Source organism: Ruegeria sp. G2, from assembly GCF_056533505.1.
The window spans coordinates 24,679-41,896 of the sequence record NZ_JBQFON010000008.1 but is presented as its reverse complement, the minus strand read 5'-3'; the positions used below and the strand labels follow the sequence as shown (position 1 = coordinate 41,896).

At 55.0% G+C, this 17,218-nt stretch carries 16 protein-coding genes; 6 read left to right on the top strand and 10 right to left on the bottom strand.

What is annotated here, in order from left to right:
• Positions 1-6: 6 nt before the first annotated feature.
• Positions 7-1,404 carry a 30S ribosomal protein S12 methylthiotransferase RimO gene (gene rimO, locus ACR0DU_RS14990; RefSeq protein ID WP_480875628.1) on the bottom strand — a complete coding sequence of 466 codons (1,398 nt, stop codon included), beginning with the start codon at positions 1,402-1,404 and terminating at the stop codon, positions 7-9.
• A 93-nt stretch (positions 1,405-1,497) separates the two neighbouring features.
• Here rimO and ACR0DU_RS14985 point away from each other — a divergent pair, with 93 nt between their 5' ends.
• Positions 1,498-3,429 carry an AsmA family protein gene (locus ACR0DU_RS14985; RefSeq protein ID WP_480875626.1) on the top strand — a complete coding sequence of 644 codons (1,932 nt, stop codon included), beginning with the start codon at positions 1,498-1,500 and terminating at the stop codon, positions 3,427-3,429.
• 45 nt (positions 3,430-3,474) lie between these two features.
• Here the strand turns inward: ACR0DU_RS14985 and ACR0DU_RS14980 are convergent, their stop codons facing one another.
• Genes ACR0DU_RS14980 through ACR0DU_RS14965 form a run of 4 tightly spaced genes read right to left on the bottom strand, consistent with a single transcriptional unit; the run spans position 3,475 to position 8,049 of the window.
• Positions 3,475-4,971, bottom strand: a complete 1,497-nt coding sequence (locus ACR0DU_RS14980) for a phosphomannomutase/phosphoglucomutase (RefSeq protein ID WP_480875623.1) — start codon at positions 4,969-4,971, stop codon at positions 3,475-3,477.
• 15 nt (positions 4,972-4,986) lie between these two features.
• Entirely contained in the window at positions 4,987-5,820 is an 834-nt protein-coding gene (kdsA, locus tag ACR0DU_RS14975) for a 3-deoxy-8-phosphooctulonate synthase (RefSeq protein ID WP_319545035.1), read from the bottom strand.
• Positions 5,821-5,825: 5 nt separating this feature from the next.
• Positions 5,826-7,412, bottom strand: a complete 1,587-nt coding sequence (locus ACR0DU_RS14970) for a KpsE/RkpR family capsule polysaccharide export protein (protein WP_170472815.1) — start codon at positions 7,410-7,412, stop codon at positions 5,826-5,828.
• Entirely contained in the window at positions 7,390-8,049 is a 660-nt protein-coding gene (locus ACR0DU_RS14965) for an ABC transporter ATP-binding protein (RefSeq protein WP_480455591.1), read from the bottom strand. Before ACR0DU_RS14965 ends, ACR0DU_RS14970 begins: the two co-directional genes overlap by 23 nt.
• 209 nt (positions 8,050-8,258) lie before the next feature.
• On the opposite strand from ACR0DU_RS14965, the gene ACR0DU_RS14960 reads away from it, so the two are divergent.
• A complete protein-coding gene (locus ACR0DU_RS14960) occupies positions 8,259-8,846 on the top strand; it encodes a uracil-DNA glycosylase family protein (protein WP_480455592.1) in 588 nt (195 codons plus the stop codon).
• Complete coding sequence (locus ACR0DU_RS14955) at positions 8,839-9,627, top strand: SseB family protein (RefSeq protein ID WP_480875621.1); 789 nt, start codon at positions 8,839-8,841, stop codon at positions 9,625-9,627. Before ACR0DU_RS14960 ends, ACR0DU_RS14955 begins: the two co-directional genes overlap by 8 nt.
• A gap of 9 nt (positions 9,628-9,636) precedes the next feature.
• Here ACR0DU_RS14955 and yghU read toward each other — a convergent pair whose 3' ends face one another.
• Positions 9,637-10,512, bottom strand: a complete 876-nt coding sequence (gene yghU / locus ACR0DU_RS14950) for a glutathione-dependent disulfide-bond oxidoreductase (protein WP_480875618.1) — start codon at positions 10,510-10,512, stop codon at positions 9,637-9,639.
• Between the two features lie 243 nt (positions 10,513-10,755).
• On the opposite strand from yghU, the gene ACR0DU_RS14945 reads away from it, so the two are divergent.
• Positions 10,756-11,274 (top strand): YHS domain-containing (seleno)protein, encoded by a 519-nt coding sequence (locus ACR0DU_RS14945; protein ID WP_010441843.1) that lies wholly within the window; start codon positions 10,756-10,758, stop codon positions 11,272-11,274.
• A 60-nt stretch (positions 11,275-11,334) separates the two neighbouring features.
• Here the strand turns inward: ACR0DU_RS14945 and ACR0DU_RS14940 are convergent, their stop codons facing one another.
• Together ACR0DU_RS14940 and metF are read right to left on the bottom strand one after the other, a co-directional pair.
• Entirely contained in the window at positions 11,335-11,997 is a 663-nt protein-coding gene (locus tag ACR0DU_RS14940) for a J domain-containing protein (protein WP_480875883.1), read from the bottom strand.
• 203 nt (positions 11,998-12,200) lie between these two features.
• Positions 12,201-13,067, bottom strand: coding sequence for a methylenetetrahydrofolate reductase [NAD(P)H] (gene metF, locus ACR0DU_RS14935; protein WP_480875615.1), 867 nt, complete (start codon positions 13,065-13,067; stop codon positions 12,201-12,203).
• Between the two features lie 94 nt (positions 13,068-13,161).
• Between metF and ACR0DU_RS14930 the strand changes: the two genes are divergently transcribed.
• On the top strand, positions 13,162-14,067 hold the full coding sequence (locus ACR0DU_RS14930) for a LysR family transcriptional regulator (protein ID WP_010441846.1): 906 nt from the start codon (positions 13,162-13,164) through the stop codon (positions 14,065-14,067).
• A gap of 95 nt (positions 14,068-14,162) precedes the next feature.
• Positions 14,163-14,948, top strand: coding sequence for an inositol monophosphatase family protein (locus ACR0DU_RS14925; protein ID WP_010441847.1), 786 nt, complete (start codon positions 14,163-14,165; stop codon positions 14,946-14,948).
• Positions 14,949-15,004: 56 nt separating this feature from the next.
• On the opposite strand, the gene bhcD is transcribed toward ACR0DU_RS14925, so the two are convergent.
• Together bhcD and bhcC are read right to left on the bottom strand one after the other, a co-directional pair.
• Positions 15,005-15,970, bottom strand: coding sequence for an iminosuccinate reductase BhcD (gene bhcD, locus ACR0DU_RS14920; RefSeq protein WP_480875611.1), 966 nt, complete (start codon positions 15,968-15,970; stop codon positions 15,005-15,007).
• Positions 15,971-16,045: 75 nt separating this feature from the next.
• Positions 16,046-17,209, bottom strand: a complete 1,164-nt coding sequence (gene bhcC, locus ACR0DU_RS14915; RefSeq protein ID WP_480875609.1) for a 3-hydroxy-D-aspartate aldolase BhcC — start codon at positions 17,207-17,209, stop codon at positions 16,046-16,048.
• Positions 17,210-17,218 lie beyond the last annotated feature (9 nt).

Sequence of the window (17,218 nt, the reverse complement as noted above, 5' to 3'; positions counted from 1 at the left end):
TCTCGGTCACACCGACGAACACAAACGTCCCCAAAGATCGTATTCTCCGGCCTCGTCAACCTCGACAGTGACGATATCGCCCGGATTCAGGTTTTCGAAGCCCTCATCGATAAACAGATTTCCGTCGATCTCGGGCGCGTCGGACTTGGTGCGGCAGGTCGCGGCCTCATCATCGATGTCATCTACAATGACCTCGATCGTTTGCCCGACTTTAGCCATCAGCTTAGCCTCAGAAATGGCTTGCGCCTTCTCCATAAAGCGTTCCCACCGATCTTGTTTCACGTCAGCTGGAACATGATCTGGCAGGTCGTTTGAACGTGCGCCATCTACATTTTCGTATTGGAAGCAACCGACACGATCCAATTGCGCTTCGTCCATCCAGTCGAGCAATGTTTGGAATTCGTCTTCGGTTTCACCAGGATATCCGACAATGAATGTCGAACGCAGAGTGATATCGGGGCAGGTCTCGCGCCATGCCGAGATTTCTTCCAGAGTTTTTGCCCCTGCGGCCGGCCGGGCCATGCGCTTTAACACGTCCGGGTGCGCGTGCTGGAACGGAATGTCTAGATAGGGCAGCACGTTACAGCCCGCATCCGCCATAAGCGGAATCAGATCGCGCACATGGGGGTAGGGGTAGACATAATGCAATCGCACCCAAGCATCGAATTGGCCCAGCTCACGCGCCAGATCGGTGATATGACTGCGCACCTCGCGATCTTTCCACGGGTTCAGGTCGTATTTGCGATCAAGCCCATAGGCCGAGGTATCTTGCGAGATCACCAGCAATTCGCGCACACCATTGTCGACCAGCTTCTCTGCCTCGCGCAGCACTGCATGCGCCGGGCGGCTGGCCAGCTTTCCGCGCATGTCCGGGATGATGCAAAACTTGCACTTATGATTACAACCCTCGGAAATCTTGAGGTAACTGTAGTGGCGCGGCGTCAGCTTCACGCCCGAAGCCGGTAACAGATCGACATAGGGGTTCGGATCCGGGGGCACCGCGGCATGAACCGCATCCAGTACCTGTTCGTATTGATGCGGTCCGGTCACCGCCAGAATACGTGGGTGATGCTCGCGGATATAATCGGGTTCGGCCCCCAGACAGCCGGTCACGATGACTTTGCCATTTTCGACCAGCGCCTCGCCGATGGCATCTAGAGACTCGGCCTTAGCGCTATCTAAGAAACCACAGGTGTTCACAATTACGGCATCGGCTCCGGCATAGTCCGGCGAGATACCGTAGCCTTCTGCACGCAAACGGGTCAGAATACGTTCGCTATCAACCAGCGCTTTAGGACAGCCCAGCGACACCATTCCAAGTGTTGGCTGACCGCGGCGGGGTGTCTCGGCGATGCGGGCCTCGGGGGCCAGATCGGGGCGGAGGTTCGGTGGGTTCGTGCTCATGGCCGGGCATATAGAGGGGAATGCTTCCCCTTGCAAATCCTACCCACACAGGGCTGACTTGTACCAGAGCAGATAAGCCGGAAAGGCAAACTCATGAAGTGGCTCATTCGTATTCTCTTTCTCGTGGTTGCAGCCTTCGGGCTGGTGATCGGTGCCTTGCTGCTTATGCCAGGAGACAAACTTGCCACGATCCTGGCTGAGCAGGTCAAGGCACAAACTGGTCGCGAATTAAAACTGTCTGGGGATGTCAAACTATCCTTCTGGCCCGTTTTGGGCATGGAAACCGGTCGCGTAACCTTTGGCAATGCGCCCTGGGCCGGGTCCGAGCCGATGCTGAGCGCTCAAAGTCTGGCTGTAGGGGTCGATGCCTCGGCGCTGCTCTCGGGTGATATCCGGATCAAGAGGGTACTTGCCGATCGTCCAACACTGCGTTTGGAACGTTCGGATGGTCGCGGGAATTGGGAGTTGCACCAACCCGGAAATTCATCTGACACCGGCGCGTCGGCGCAGGCGGTTGAAAGTCGGCCGGTGACTCTGGAACAGTTGGAACTGCAGAACGCGCGGTTGATCTACATTGAGAATGGCGCGGTCAGCATGGAGTTCGCCGATGTTGATCTATCTGCCCGTTGGCCCGACGTGACTGCCCCGATGGAAATGCAGGCCAGCATGCCCGTGCCCGGAGGCAACGTTAAGGTTCACCTGAACATTCCTGACCTGCCTGCGTTCTCGAGCGGGGTGGTGACCCCGTTGGAACTAAGTCTGACTGCACCCGGTGGAGGGATTCAGTTTTCCGGCCGGGTGAATCTGGCCGGAGAAATGGACGGCAAGACTACTGTCACCGCAAAAAATACACACAAGATGTTGGCTGCATTTGGTCAGGGAGGTGTCACCGTTCCCGAAGGCTTGGGCCGGGTTGCGAATGTATCCGGGCAGATGACCTATACCCGAGACGGGCGGATTTCACTGCGGAAAATGGTTGCTGTCCTCGACAATAATCGGCTTGAGGGTGAAGCGGATATTCAGATCTCTGATCCGCCAAAAATCACGGCGCGCCTGAACGCGGGCGATCTCGATTTGTCCAATGCAAGTGGGGATGATGACACATCAAGCAGTGGTTCCGAGGCTGACGGTTGGTCCAAAGCCCCAATAGATGCGTCATCGCTGGCACTCGCAAACGGGACGATCCGACTGCAAGCGAATTCGATTTCGGTGCCAGGCATGCGCTTTGGCAAAAGTGATCTGACGCTCAACCTTGATCGTTCTAGGGCTGTGTTGAAAATGCATCCCGCGTCGCTTTTTTCAGGGCATCTGAAAGGCCAGGTGGTTGCCAATAATCGCAATGGTCTGTCGGTCGGTGGAAATCTGAAGGCCGATAATATCGATATCAATGAAGCCCTTGTAACGCTTGGGGATATCAAGCGCCTGTCGGGAACCGGGTCAGGACATCTAGAGTTTCTGGGTGTGGGGCAGAGTGAAGATCAGATCATGCGGTCGCTGAGCGGCAAAGGGAATATTGAAGTCGGGAAAGGGGTCATTTCCGGGGTGGATCTGGACCGCCTTATGGGGCGCGGAGGGGGTTCAGGCGGCACAACGGTTTTCAATAGCCTCACTGCCAGCTTCACGATGAAAGATGGTGATCTGAACAACGACGACTTGTTGATGAAACTGGATAATTTTCGAGCGGACGGCACGGGCCGAATTGGTCTTGGTGCCCGCGATATCGACTATCTGTTTACGCCGGTGGCTTTACGCGCCAATGCAGGCGAGGGGATATCGGTACCCGTTCGAATCGTGGGGCCATGGAGTGGCCCGTCGATCAAGCCGGACCTCACCAAAGTCATTGAGGCCGCAGCAGAGGGCAAAGTCAAAGCACTGGAAGATGACGCCAAGCAAAAGGTATTTGAAAAGGTCGGGAAGGAACTTGATACCACAGTAACGGACACCGGTCAGATCGAGGATGCCCTTAAAGACAAGCTGGAGGACGAGGCCAAGAAAAGCCTTCTCAAACTGCTGGGCGGGGATTGATTGCGCCGATCAAGGGCGCTGAAACCAGCGCCCTTGTTAGGTGGGCTAGATGGTTTGATCGTACTCGCCAACGCCGGGTTCGGTGCGAATAACAGCGTCAATATCGGCGAAAATCGCCCGCAATTCGTCTTCGCTTTCGCTGCTTTCGCAAACCACCACGAGGTTCGGAGTATTCGACGAGGCGCGCACCAGCCCCCAGCTGCCATTGTCCAGAATGACCCGGGCGCCATTGACGGTCACGACCTCTTTGATCGCCCGCCCTGCAAAGCGTTCGCCAGCATCGGCCATTGCGACCAACTTATCGACGAGGCGATGCAAGATATCATATTTCTCGGTATCCGCTGCGTACGGAGACATGGTGGGTGTTGACCACGTCTTGGGCAGTGCCTTGCGCAGGTCCGACATGCTTTGATCCGGGTTGCGGTCCATCAGTTTGCAGATTTCCACCGCTACGCGCATCCCACAGTCATATCCGCGCCCGACCGGTTCGGCTAAGAAATAGTGACCCGATTTCTCAAACCCGGCCAACGCACCGATTTCCTTGACCCGGCGCTTCATGTGGCTGTGGCCGGTTTTCCAATAGTCGGCTTTTACACCATGAGCTTGCAGTTCAGGGTCGCTGGCAAAAAGACCAGTAGATTTCACATCGGCCACAAAGGTCGAATTCGGATAAATCTTGGCCAGATCGCGGGCCATAATGACGCCGACCTTGTCGGCAAATATCTCTTCGCCTTCGTCATCTACAACACCGCAACGATCCCCATCTCCATCAAAACCAAGCGCCAGATCGGCGCCACTGGCTTTGACTGTATCGGCCATGTCATGCAGCATTTCCATCGCTTCGGGGTTCGGGTTGTAATTGGGGAATGTGTAATCCAGATCAGTGTGGCTTGGCACAACCTGAACACCGATCCGTTCGAAAATTTCGGGCGCAAAGGCAGCGGCAGTTCCATTGCCGGTGGCGCACACCACCTTCAGCGGACGGGACATTTTGAAGTCACCAACCAGATCGTCAACATAGGCCTCTTTCACACCGTCCACGAATTCATATGACCCGCCCGGGTGCGCGACGCCTTCGCCGTTCAGAACGATATCGCGAAGTTCGGACATCTCGTCAGGCCCGTGTGTCAAAGGGCGATCGAAACCCATTTTGACGCCGGTCCAGCCATTGGGGTTGTGGCTGGCTGTGACCATCGCAACTGCGGGCACATCCAGATGAAACTGTGCAAAATAAGCCATCGGGCTGAGCGCCGGGCCAATATCCTTTACCTGAATGCCTGCCTGCATAAGCCCAACGATCAGCGCGTTTTTGATCGACAGGGAATAATCGCGATAATCATTGCCCACCGCAATTACCGGTACGATTCCGCGTTTGTGCATCTGGGTACCCAGACCCAGTCCCAGAGCCGTCATACCCGGCAGGTTGATCTCGTCAGGGTATTTCCACCGCGCATCATATTCGCGAAAGCCCGTGGGCTTGATCATCGGGTCGCGCAGAAAACTCCAGGTGTTTGGGGTCACCTCACTGAAGGGTTTGGTCATTACAAATCTCAATCTTTAAATCTGAATTGGGTTTTCTTTGGCCAGCGCATCAAATCGCATCAATGTGTCAACCAGATGGCCCATCTGATCCAGAGGGATCATGTTCGGCCCATCTGAGGGTGCGGTGTCGGGATCTTGATGGGTTTCTATGAAAACGGCTCCGACGCCCAGAGAGACAGCGGCACGCGCCATCACTGGCGCAAACTCACGCTGTCCTCCTGAGGAACCGCCTTGGCCGCCGGGCTGTTGCACCGAATGGGTTGCGTCCATGACGACCGGATATCCGGTTTGCGCCATCTGCGGCAGCGACCGCATGTCCGCGACCAGCGTATTGTAGCCAAACGAAGTTCCGCGCTCGGTCAGCAGGATGTTCTGATTGCCAGTGCTTTCGATCTTAGTAACGATATTGGGCATTTCCCACGGGGCGAGAAACTGTCCCTTCTTTACGTTGACCGCTTTTCCAGTATTGCCTGCCGCCAGCAGCATGTCCGTCTGACGACACAGAAACGCAGGGATTTGCAGGATATCGACAGCCTCGGCTGTAATCGCGCATTGGGCTTCGGTATGAACATCGGTCAAAACCGGAATGCCCATGGATTTGCGAATGTCGTCCAGCACCTTCAGCCCGGCATCAATGCCCATACCACGCTTGCCGGACAGTGAGGTCCGGTTTGCTTTGTCATACGAGGCCTTGAATACATACTGCGCCCCGGCAGCGTCACATGCCTCTTTCATAGTGCCCGCGATCATCTGGGCGTGATCGGCGGTCTCAAGCTGGCACGGGCCAGCGATGATGGTCAGCGGTAGGTCGTTGCCAACTGTCAGGTCGGCGATTTTTACATGTTTCATGAGTCTTACGAGGATACCTGTTCACGAAGGACCGACGCGGTAAGCGAGATCATCAGGTAGATACCAGCAAATAACAGGAAAGCCAAAATCGTATTTTCGAACTTGCGCGGATAGCTGGGTTCCTGGCTGGCAACAGGGTTCACCGAGACGGTCAGATACCGCACTTTCCGGTTGGCCTCGGTCCGTGTGGCTTCCATTTGCTGCATTGCCGTTTGCAGCATCATGTCTCGCGCCGCTAGATCGGCCTGTGCCATCTGAATACGTACGCTCAGGCGCGCCAGCGAATTTTCGCCTGCTGAAGCATCCAGCATCTCAGCATTCAATTCTGACAGCACGGCCTCCAGCCGTTTAATATCTGCACGCGTGCCGTCCACTTTAGCTTTGTTGGGCCGTGCATTGTCAAGAAGGGCGGCCAGCTGCAATTCTTTATCCTGCAGCTCAATTTCAAACTGATCGATTCTGGCACGCAAGCTGGCGATCACGCTTTGCGGATCCAGTATGGCACCCTGCAACTGCAATTCGATCAGGTCTTCCTGTGCCTGCCTGCGCGCTTCTTGCGCGGCTTCAAAGCCCGCCAATGCATCACGCATTTGATCTTCGCGTTTCAGCTCGGTCAGGCCATTAATCCTCTCCTCAGCGTAAGAGATCAGACGATTGGATAGATCGACCGAGATTTCAGGGCTGGGCGCGGCGACCTCCATGCGTATGACACCATCACTAGGGTCGTACCCGATCGTGATCATTCGCTTAAAAAGCTTGTAAGTTTCTTCAAGCGTCGCATCAGAGGGCAAACGTTGGATCGGATCAATATTGTCTTGCTGAAAGAACTCAGCAAACCCGACATCCCGTTCAAGGCGTTCCAGCGCGTCCTTGGATTCCAAAAACTCCTGAGTGGATACCGAATCCTGTGCCGTTGCAAACTGTGTCCCCGCGAGGAAGCCACCGAAAGAGGCCCCTCCGCCGTCGGCTTGCAAAATCGAAAACACGGAATCGCTGGCGTACATCGGCGTTGCGACCCGATAGAAATAGTATCCCACAATGAATGTAGGCAGGATCACAAAGGCCGTTAGCCGCGCAAATAATGCAACGAGTTTGCGGCGCCGTCTGCGGGCGATGTCTTTCTGGATTTGCCCGATCTCATATTCGCGGCGTTGGGCCGGGCTGAGCTCTGGACCTGGCAGGTTCTTTTGAGTTTCTTTGGCGGTCTGAGGTAAGTGAATTTTGATGTTATCTTGCGTCGCTTTGTCGTCGGTTGAATTGCGTTGATCGTAAGCTGCAAGATCTAGCAGATTGGAACGCTGAAACGGATCAATCCCTTTCTTACGCAACAGTCGCACTGCGTCATAATCAGAGGTTGCCGCCAACCCATTCTTGTGGGCAAGCCGTCTGGCGACCCGCAATTGCCGCCCGGTTAACCCTTCGCGCTTGATTGCGTCCAATTCGGTCCCCGGCTGCTGCGCGTCTGTGCCGGAACCAGAGGCCTGAGTCGCCTTGCGAATACGATCGATCGCATCCGAGCGCGCCTCAGCAGTGCCAGCTCCGCGCGCTGCGCGGTCAGGGTTGTATTTTCTAGCCTTGGGCTTGGTAGTCATAGAGCTGCTTCGCCTCTTCCAAGGTTTCAAACATATAAAGCTGACCATCTACCAAAACAGCAGCTTGGCGCGCGAATTTCTCGAGGGTAGATGGATTGTGTGACACGATTACCAAGGTTGTTGTCCGAAGCTTCTCTTTCAGGATATCGCCGGCTTTCTTGTTGAATTCCACATCTGTGGTCGAGGGCATCCCTTCGTCAATCAGATACATGTCGAAATCCAGAGCCAACATCAGCGCAAAGGTGAATCTGGCGCGCATACCGGACGAGTAGGTGCCAAGCGGCTGGTTAAAATACTCACCCAGATTGCACAGCCATTTACAATAGGCTTCGACATAATCAGGGTCCATGCCGTAGATCTTGGCGATCGAGCGCGCGTTTTCGAGCGCTGACAGGCGTTTGGCGACACCCCCGGTGAAGCCCATGGGGAAAGACACACGGCAATCCCGTCGAATTACACCTTCGTCCGGTTTTTCCAACCCTGCCATCATATTGATCAATGTGGTTTTGCCTGTTCCGTTCGGGGCCAGGACCCCAAGGGAGGTGCCCAGTTCGACACGGAACGACACCTGATCCAGAATCACTTTGCGGCGGGTTCCGGTCCAGAATGACTTGCTGACATTTTCGAATTCCAGCATTTGCGGCCTGTCATCGTACTGTTTTGCTATGGTTCGAAGGTGTGTGTGCTACGGGTCCATGTTGGCCACATTATGTCGAAATATGAAACAAATGATCAATGCGGATCCCGCGATATGACATTGAAGTGTTGCCAAGTTAGGTGCTGTTGGCTCCGGCCGCGTTCATTCCTATCTTGATTGAGTGTTCATTGCGGGAACGTTTCAATCCGATGAAGTCGCTCATTAAGGATATCGCAGAGTGCCGACTTTGCGCGGACAGGTTTGCGCAGACGGCTACCGCGCACAAGCCACGCCCGGTTGTCTGGTTCCAATCCGGTGCACGAATTCTGATCGCGGGTCAGGCACCGGGGGCTCGGGTGCACCTGTCGGGAAAGCCCTTTACCGATCCCTCGGGTGATCGCCTAAGGGATTGGTTGGGGCTGGACGAACAAGGCTTTTATGACCGCTCGCGTGTATCAATTGTGCCGATGGCATTTTGCTTTCCTGGATATAATGCGCGTAAGGCCGACCTACCACCACCGCCGATATGTGGGCGCACATGGCATGAAAAAGTGATGAATGCGCTGGGAGAGGTGCCGCTGACAATCCTCGTTGGCGGTCACGCGCACAAATACCATCTGGGTGTGAAAACGCCGGTCACCGAGACCGTCAGCCGTTGGAGAGACCATGCGCCGCGGGTCTTTGCCTTGCCACACCCGTCTTGGCGCAATACGGCTTGGCTGAAGAAAAACCCCTGGTTTGAGGCCGAGCTTTTGCCGGTTCTTCGGCAACGGGTGCAAGAGGTTCTGAATGACTGAAACTACAGCTTTAGATGCTGCACATGCCGCTATGCTTGCAGCTCCAGAAGACGATTCAGCACGGCTGCGTTTCTTTGAAAGGTTAGCCGACAGCGAGCTGTTCCTGATGCTGTCGGAAGAGGCCAGGGACGAGAATATTTTGCCTGAGCTCTTCGATGTGGCTGATGGCCGTTTCGTGCTGGCCTTTGATCTTGAGGAACGTTTGGCAGAGTTCGCAGGGCATCCGGTTCCGTATGTTGCTCTGTCCGGGCGTGTCTTATCCGGAATGCTGTCAGGGCAAGGAATTGGTTTGGGCCTGAACCTTGAGACCGCGCCGTCATCGATGTTGATCCCGACCGAGGCATTGGGCTGGTTGGAAAGCACGCTGCAGCACGGCCCGCAAGAAGTGCAGCAGAGACTTTCCGAATTTCACCCGCCCGCCGGTCTGCCAGATAAATTGCTGACTGCACTTGATACCAAACTGGCGACTGCAGCAGGCCTCGCCACTGCGGCTTTTCTAGTGGGAACGAAGACGGATGATGGCGGTCGGGGCCATCTTTTGGGATTTGTCTCGGCAGTTGAAAACGCGAAGCCTGCTCTGGCGCGCGCCGTTTCTGAGGCGCTGACATTTTCGGGGATCGAGGCGGGTGCATTGGATGTCGGGTTCTTTGAAGCGGATGAACCGGCCGCCGCCGCGCTGGCAAAGGTCGGACTTAGGTTCGATTTACCCCAGCAACAGGCCCCGCAAATTGAAAGGGCCGCCCCGGGCAGTGATCCCGAGCGGCCCCCGATCCTGAGATAACAAAACGCGTTAGTCTGCCGCTTCCAGCTTGTCCTGTGTTTGCGTCTCAAAGTCGCTTGCATCGTGACGTTCGTGCAATTGAGTGTGAGGTTCGCCAAATGGGCGATTGACCATTCGACCACGCTGAACGGCGGGGCGCGCATCGATTGCTTTGGCCCACCGCATTACGTTCTTGTAGCTTTCGACATCAAGGAATTCCGCCGCATCATATAGACGGCCCAGAACCAGTTGTCCGTACCAAGGCCAGATAGCCATATCGGCGATCGTATATTCTTCGCCAGCGATATAGGTCTTTTCAGCAAGTTCCCGATCCAATACGTCCAACTGACGTTTGGCTTCCATCGCGAAACGGTCAATCGGGTATTGCCACTTCTCAGGGGCGTAGGCGTAGAAGTGGCCAAAGCCGCCACCCAGATAGGGTGCGCTGCCCATTTGCCAGAATAACCAGTTCATAACCTCAGTCCGTTCCGCACCACTCGCGGGTAGAAACTCATCGAACTTCTCTGCCAGATGCAAAAGAATTGAGGCACTTTCGAACACGCGCACAGGTGTTTTATCCGAATGATCCCAAAGCGCGGGAATTTTCGAGTTGGGGTTGGCTCTGACAAAGCCCGAACTAAACTGGTCGCCTTCGCCAATATTGACCAGCCAGGCATTGTACTCTGCCCCACTGTGGCCCAGAGCCAGCAGCTCTTCGAGCATTACAGTGACTTTGACGCCGTTGGGTGTGGCGAGCGAATAAAGCTGCAGAGGGTGCTTTCCGACCGGAAGGTCCTTATCATGTGTGGCCCCAGCAATTGGCCGGTTGATATTGGCAAATTGTCCGCCGCTTTCACTGTCCCACGTCCAGACCTTAGGAGGGGTATAGGTGGATTGTTCGCTCATATCATGCCTTTCCTGCGTTGCTGGTCAATGGACCGCTAAATCAACAGCTAATATTGCAGAACTCAGAGTCCAACCCCAAACACCGCGGGAATTTTGTAACAATCCCCCGGATACACCTCACAATTCCCAATTCGTTTTCACAGCGGCGCGAGTGGGTCTTCGCGCGAGGCCAAAAACACCTATTGTCTGAGCAGCCCCGTAGCACGGGTGCCCAGAAACCGATAGGACATGAGGACAATTCACATGAAACGCTTTGCACTGACCCTTGCAGCGACGATGGCTTTCGCCATGCCTGCATTCGCAGGAGATCAATATGTTGATGGTACCGGATTTGCGGTGTCAGGGTATGACGTCGTTGCCTATCGCGACTTGGATCAAGTAGCCGTGGGTCAATCGCAGCCCGAGGCAGTTCGCGGCCGGTCTGACATCACTGCCGATTATAACGGTGCGACCTGGGCATTTTCGACTGAAGAAAACCGCGACAAGTTTCTCGAAAATCCGGCCTATTATGCGCCGCAATATGATGGACACTGCGCCTATGGCGTGTCGCGTGGCGGCAAGGTTCCGGCCAACCCGAACCTGTGGCGGATCGTCGATGACAAACTGTATCTGAACATCACCGATGTAGTCGTCGGTTTTTGGGAAGAGGACGTTCCCGGCAACATCAATTTGGCAGAAGGCAACTGGCCGGGTATCGAACCCGACGCGGCGTCTACCAGCGTGATCCCGAAATTTACTTCGGAAGGTCCAGTGTCCAACTGATATTGGTGAAAAAAATAAGCCCGGCCTTAGCGGCCGGGCTTATTTTGCTGGTAGGTTCTTTCACCCTGCCAACTCAAACAAATCCCGCATTTGCTGGTCTGCTTCAAACCGAATCCTAACGTTTCGGGCACCGGGAAACTTCCGTTCGCGTATAGGGTCGGGAACGACAATTTCACCCGAACCCGCACCTTTGGATTTAAATGTCAAAATCTCGGTTTCAGTTTTCCTGCAACTTGCCAGAACCGAGGTTGGCAAGGCGACTCGGTTTTCACCCTTGCAGACGGAAGAAGCGACGAAGTAAGTCAGATCGCGTCCGAAACAGCCGATTGCATCTGGCACATGGTCAGATGACTGGTCTTGGTCGTCGCTTGTCGCGGCGTGGTCAATCGCAGACATATCTGAAAGCACGTATTCGGGATTCAGCAAATCACGGCAAGCTTTGATCTCATCGGCGTCCAGTTCGATCACACGTTTCTTTAGGCGTGGACGACGTGGTGTCGACGAACTCGTCACCCCTTTTCGGGTCAGACCCTCGCTACGCAGAAAATCGTAAGCCGATTTGGCTTTGGAAAAAACCGAATGGTCACCATCTGTATGATCAGGGTGATCATGAAAGGCGATATTTCGCCAGGCGTCTCTGATGTCGTTTGCGTTGGCGTGGGTAGGCAGGCCAAGAACCTGAAACGCTTCTGCCCGAGCCTTAACTTTGCTCACTGGCTCCATACTGATAACACTCATTAAAACTACACTGCGCTCAGAGTGCCATCGATCACATTTTTGTCAAATTTTCTTAGATATTAGCGTTAATCCCAGCAACAGTTTCTGGAATCAATTCTGGATTGTCGCCCGCGCTTTAATCGGCGTGCCGCACATCGGTAGTGGTGGGTGTGCCCAGCGACAGATTTGCCACCGGGCAGGCCACAAGATCAAGCGACGTTCTGCAATTCGGTCTGAGGCGTAATTCCCAGAGCAAAACACACATCGCGGGTCAGTTCAGGGCGATTGAGCGTATAAAAGTGCAGTTTGTCCACACCACCTTCGATCAGGTCCGAGCAGAGTTCGGTGCAAAGCGCAGTGGCAAGAAGGTCTTCGCGATCGTCGCGGATCGCCTTCTCAAATGCATTTTCGATCCACTCGGGTACTCGGGTTCCACAGCGTTTTGCGAAGTTGCGTGCCCCTTTCCAGTTTTCGATTGGAAGAATTCCCGGCACGATTGGTTTATCAATGCCTGCTTTTTCGCAAGCATCCCGGAACCGGAAAAAAGTCTCGGCTTCGAAAAAGAACTGGGTTAGCGCTTCGTCCGCACCCGCGTCCAGTTTTGCCTTTAGCCAATCCACATCGGTTCGGGCGTTCTGCGCCTCGGGGTGGATGTCAGGATAGGCACCGACGCGAATACTGAACATCTCCGTTTCTGCCAGCGCGGATATCAATTCGACCGAATTGGCAAATCCTTCCGGATGTGGCTGGAACCGGTCCTGTCCCTTGGGAGGATCGCCGCGAAGCGCGACGACATCCTGAACGCCTGCGCGTGCGAACGTATCGGCAATCTCAAGGGTTTCTTGACGCGAGGCATCTACACAGGTCAGATGCGCGGCAACGGGCAGGCCTGAAGATTTGTGCAGGGTTGCAACCGCATCGCGTGTCAGTTCGCGCGTCGTGCCCCCAGCGCCATAGGTGACGGACACAAAGCGAGGGTTCAGCGGAGCCAGCGTCTGAACCGTATCCCACAGGCGAAACGAGGCCTCCAGCGTCTGGGGCGGGAAAAATTCGAATGAGATCTCAGGCTTGGTCATAATGGCCTCGTAACTGTCATTTACGCTCTTGTGCCACCTGAGGCGTTGTGAGACAAACTCATATTATTCAACAACAACATGAGTCACGCAGCATATGCATATTGAGTTCCGACATCTGCGGACGATCAAAGCCATCCACGAATGTGGCGGTTTGGCACGTGCTGCTGATCAATTAAACATTACCCAGTCAGCATTGAGCCATCAGATCAAGGGCTTGGAAGATCAAGCCGGGGTTGAATTGTTCCTGCGCCGTTCTAAGCCAATGAAACTGTCTGCAGCCGGTCTGCGACTGTTGCGGCTGGCAGAGCAAATACTGCCGCAGGTCGAGGCAATGCAGGATGAGTTTTCATCGCTGCGCGACGGTCGCACCGGGCGTATGCATATTGCGATCGAATGTCACGCTTGTTTCGAATGGCTGTTCCCTGTGCTCGAAGCCTTCCGAAAATCCTGGTCTGATGTCGATGTAGACATTCGCCCAGGTCTCGCATTCGACGCGCTACCTGCGTTGCAGAAGGAAGAGGTAGATCTTGTGGTCTCCTCCGACCCTGAAGATTTGCCGGGTGTCGAGTTTATTGAACTCTTTGACTATCAAGCCGTGTTTGTCGCGGCGTCCTCGCACCCGCTGGCTGATAAACCATTCATAGATGCCGAGGATTTTCGCGGCCAGACACTGATCACCTATCCGGTCGAACGGACACGTCTAGACGTATTCAGCCAGTTACTAATCCCGGCTCGTGTTGAACCCGCCACAATCCGTCAGGTTGAACTGACAGCTGTGATCCTTTTGTTGGTTGCGTCGAACCGAGGTATTTCTGTTCTGCCGGATTGGGTCGTGCGTGAGGTAAAGTACAATTCAGACTATGTAACCCGCCCACTGACCAAAGATGGGATCACCCGCAGGCTTTATGCTGCAGTACGCAGTGAGGACCTTGAAAAACCCTTTGTGCAAGAGCTGGTAAAACTGGCCCGGACTGAGGCGCGCAAGCTGCAGACGCAATAGCGCCAGACGCAGATCAGCCATGCGCATCATTCCTCTTGGCAAGGGCGCGTTGCCCCAGTATACGCGCGGCTTGACCGGACAGGAGCCTATTTAAAATGGTTGGCAGTGCAAATCTCAACATCATGATCAAAGCCGCGCGGAAAGCGGGGCGTTCTCTGGTCAAGGATTTTCGTGAAGTCGAGAACCTGCAGGTGTCGATGAAGGGCGCGGGCGACTTTGTGTCCAAGGCCGACATTGCGGCCGAAGCAATTTTGAAAGAGGAACTGCTGGGTGCCCGCCCGACCTATGGCTGGCTGGCCGAAGAAGGCGGTTCGATAGATGGCGAAGACCCGACCCGCCGCTGGATTGTTGACCCGCTGGACGGGACCACCAACTTCCTGCACGGTCTGCCGCATTGGGCAGTCTCGATCGCTCTCGAACACAAGGGCAAGATCGTCTCCGGTGTGATCTATGACCCAGCCAAGGACGAGATGTTCTTTGCCGAAAAAGGCGAGGGTGCGTGGATGAACGACATGCGCATTCGTGTCTCGGGGCGGCACCGTATGATCGAGTCGATCTTCTCAACCGGTTTACCATTCGGCGGCCGTTCGGACCTGCCTGCGACCCTTCAGGATCTCGCCCGTTTGATGCCAGCCTGTGCTGGTGTGCGCCGCTGGGGTGCTGCTGCTCTGGACATGGCTTATGTTGCCGCAGGTCGTTATGAGGGCTTCTGGGAACGCCGGCTCAACGCGTGGGACGTGGCAGCGGGCATCATCATCGTGAAAGAAGCAGGCGGGTTCGTTCAGGCGCTGAACCCCGAAGGCAGCGTGCTTGAAGATGGCGAAGTAATTTGTGCGAATGAGCCGATCTTTGACAACTTTGCCAAAGTGATCCGGGGCTGAACGGCTCTTCCAGCGTAATAGATGAACGCGCGCCCGATTGGAGCGCGCGTATTTGTCTAGAAATCCACTTCGATCGCGATCCCTTGCTCAACAGCTAGCTCGACCACGGCGCTTGCGACGGCCAAGTCCTGCAACCCGACGCCCGTTCCATCGAATAGTGTGACCTCTTGATCGGATTGCCGTCCGGGATGTGTGCCATTGATGACTTCACCAATCTGCCGGATATCGGTTTCGTTTTTCGATCCACTGGAGACTGCGTGCTGACATTCGCCCAGTGTGATGGACTGAGCGACCTCATCCGTAAAGACAGTGGCGCGGCTGATCAGGTCGACCCCGACTTCTTGTTTGCCGACCGTATCGGTGCCCATGCAGGCGACATGTGTGCCGTCTGATACATGATCCGACATCAGAGTAGGCGCAAATGACGATGTAATCGTGATGATCACATCCGCCTCGACCATGCCGGGCAATTCAACAGCTTCAAAGGGCAGGCCAGCCTCAGACGCGACTTCTTCGATGTTGGGCAACATATCGGGGTGCAGATTCCAGCCGATGACCTTCTCAAACTCTCTTTGCTCCAACGCAGCACGCAATTGGAACTTGGCCTGATGGCCCGCACCGACCATGCCGATCACCTTGGCGTCTTTACGTGCCAGATGGTTGATGGATACGGATGAGGCAGCCGCCGTGCGCAGGGCTGTCAGCAAATTGCCTCCGACAATCGCCTCCACCCGGCCCGTATCAGGATCAAACAGGAATACGGTGGATTGATGATTGATCAGCCCGTGCGTTTCCAGATTGTTGGGCCAATATCCACCGGCTTTGAGGCCAAGCGTCATGCCCGCCCGATCAAATCCGCCTTTGAAGCCATAAAGCGCATCTGCATGGCCAATGGCTTCGCGCACGACTGGAAAATTATAGGCGTCTCCTGCCGCCATTGCGGCAAATACCTGTTCGATCGCCTCGTAGCTTTCGTTGCGGCCCAGCAGAGCGCCGATTTCCTTTTCAGGAACGATGATCATCTATTTTGCCTTTCGTGAGTACTGATGATCTACGGTTAGACAGGCGACCTGAACCGCCTGCCTTTCCTGTTATGATCAATAGGCCTTGCCGCGTGCCGAGACTGGCCAAAGCGCTTCGACTTTTCCGTTCCGCACACCAACGTACCAGTCATGAACATTGCAGGTCGGGTCGCAATGCCCCGGTACAAGCCGTAATCTGTCGTTCACCTTCAACGCGCCGTTTGGATCACCGATGACCCCGTGCTCGTCCGAACATTTGAGGTATTCCACATCGTCGCGTTCAAATATGAAGGGCAGGCCGCTATCGACTGATTGCGCCTTAAGACCTGCATCACAGATCGCCTTGTCAGCTTTGGCATGGCTCATCACGCTGGTCAGAATGAACAGCGCGTTTTCCCATTCGCCTTGGTCAATCCTGTTGCCATCCTTATCGAGAATTCGGCCATAATCGGCATCCATGAAGGCGTAGGACCCACATTGCAGTTCATTATACACGCCTGAGTTGGCCTCAAAGTAATACGATCCTGTCCCACCGCCCGAGACCAGTTCGCAGTCGATACCAGCGCTCTTTAGGCCGTCATACGCGTCTTCGACCATAGCGATGGCGGCATCCAGTTTCTCTTTTCGGGCCTCATAGGTATCAAGGTGCTGCATCGCGCCCTGATAGGCCTGAATGCCAGTGAATTTCAGGTTTGGCGCAGCTTCGGCTGCCTTGGCGATGGCAACGACATCCTCGGTCGTTGTTACCCCACACCGACCGGCACCGCAGTCGATTTCAACGAATACTTCCAGATCGGTCCCGTGGCGTTGCGCCGCTTCGGACAGGTCGGAGATATTCTCGATGTCATCGACGCACACAATCGTACGCGCACCCAACTGAGGCAAGCGTGCCAAACGATCGATCTTGGCCGGATCGCGCACTTGGTTGGACACCAAAATGTCTTTGATACCACCACGGGCGAACACTTCGGCTTCGGACACTTTCTGGCAGCAAACGCCAACGGCACCGCCCAGCTTTTCCTGCAGCTTCGCCACATCTACCGATTTGTGCATTTTGCCATGCACCCGATGGCGCATCCCATGGGCCTTGGCGTAATCGCCCATCTTTTTGATGTTCCGCTCAAGCGCGTCCAGATCGAGGATCAGGCAGGGCGTCTGAATTTCACTTTCATCCATACCGATTGCGGCAGGGATGTCGTAGCCAACTTCAAGCTGATCAATGTTCATCGGTTTATTCATCCTGTTTCT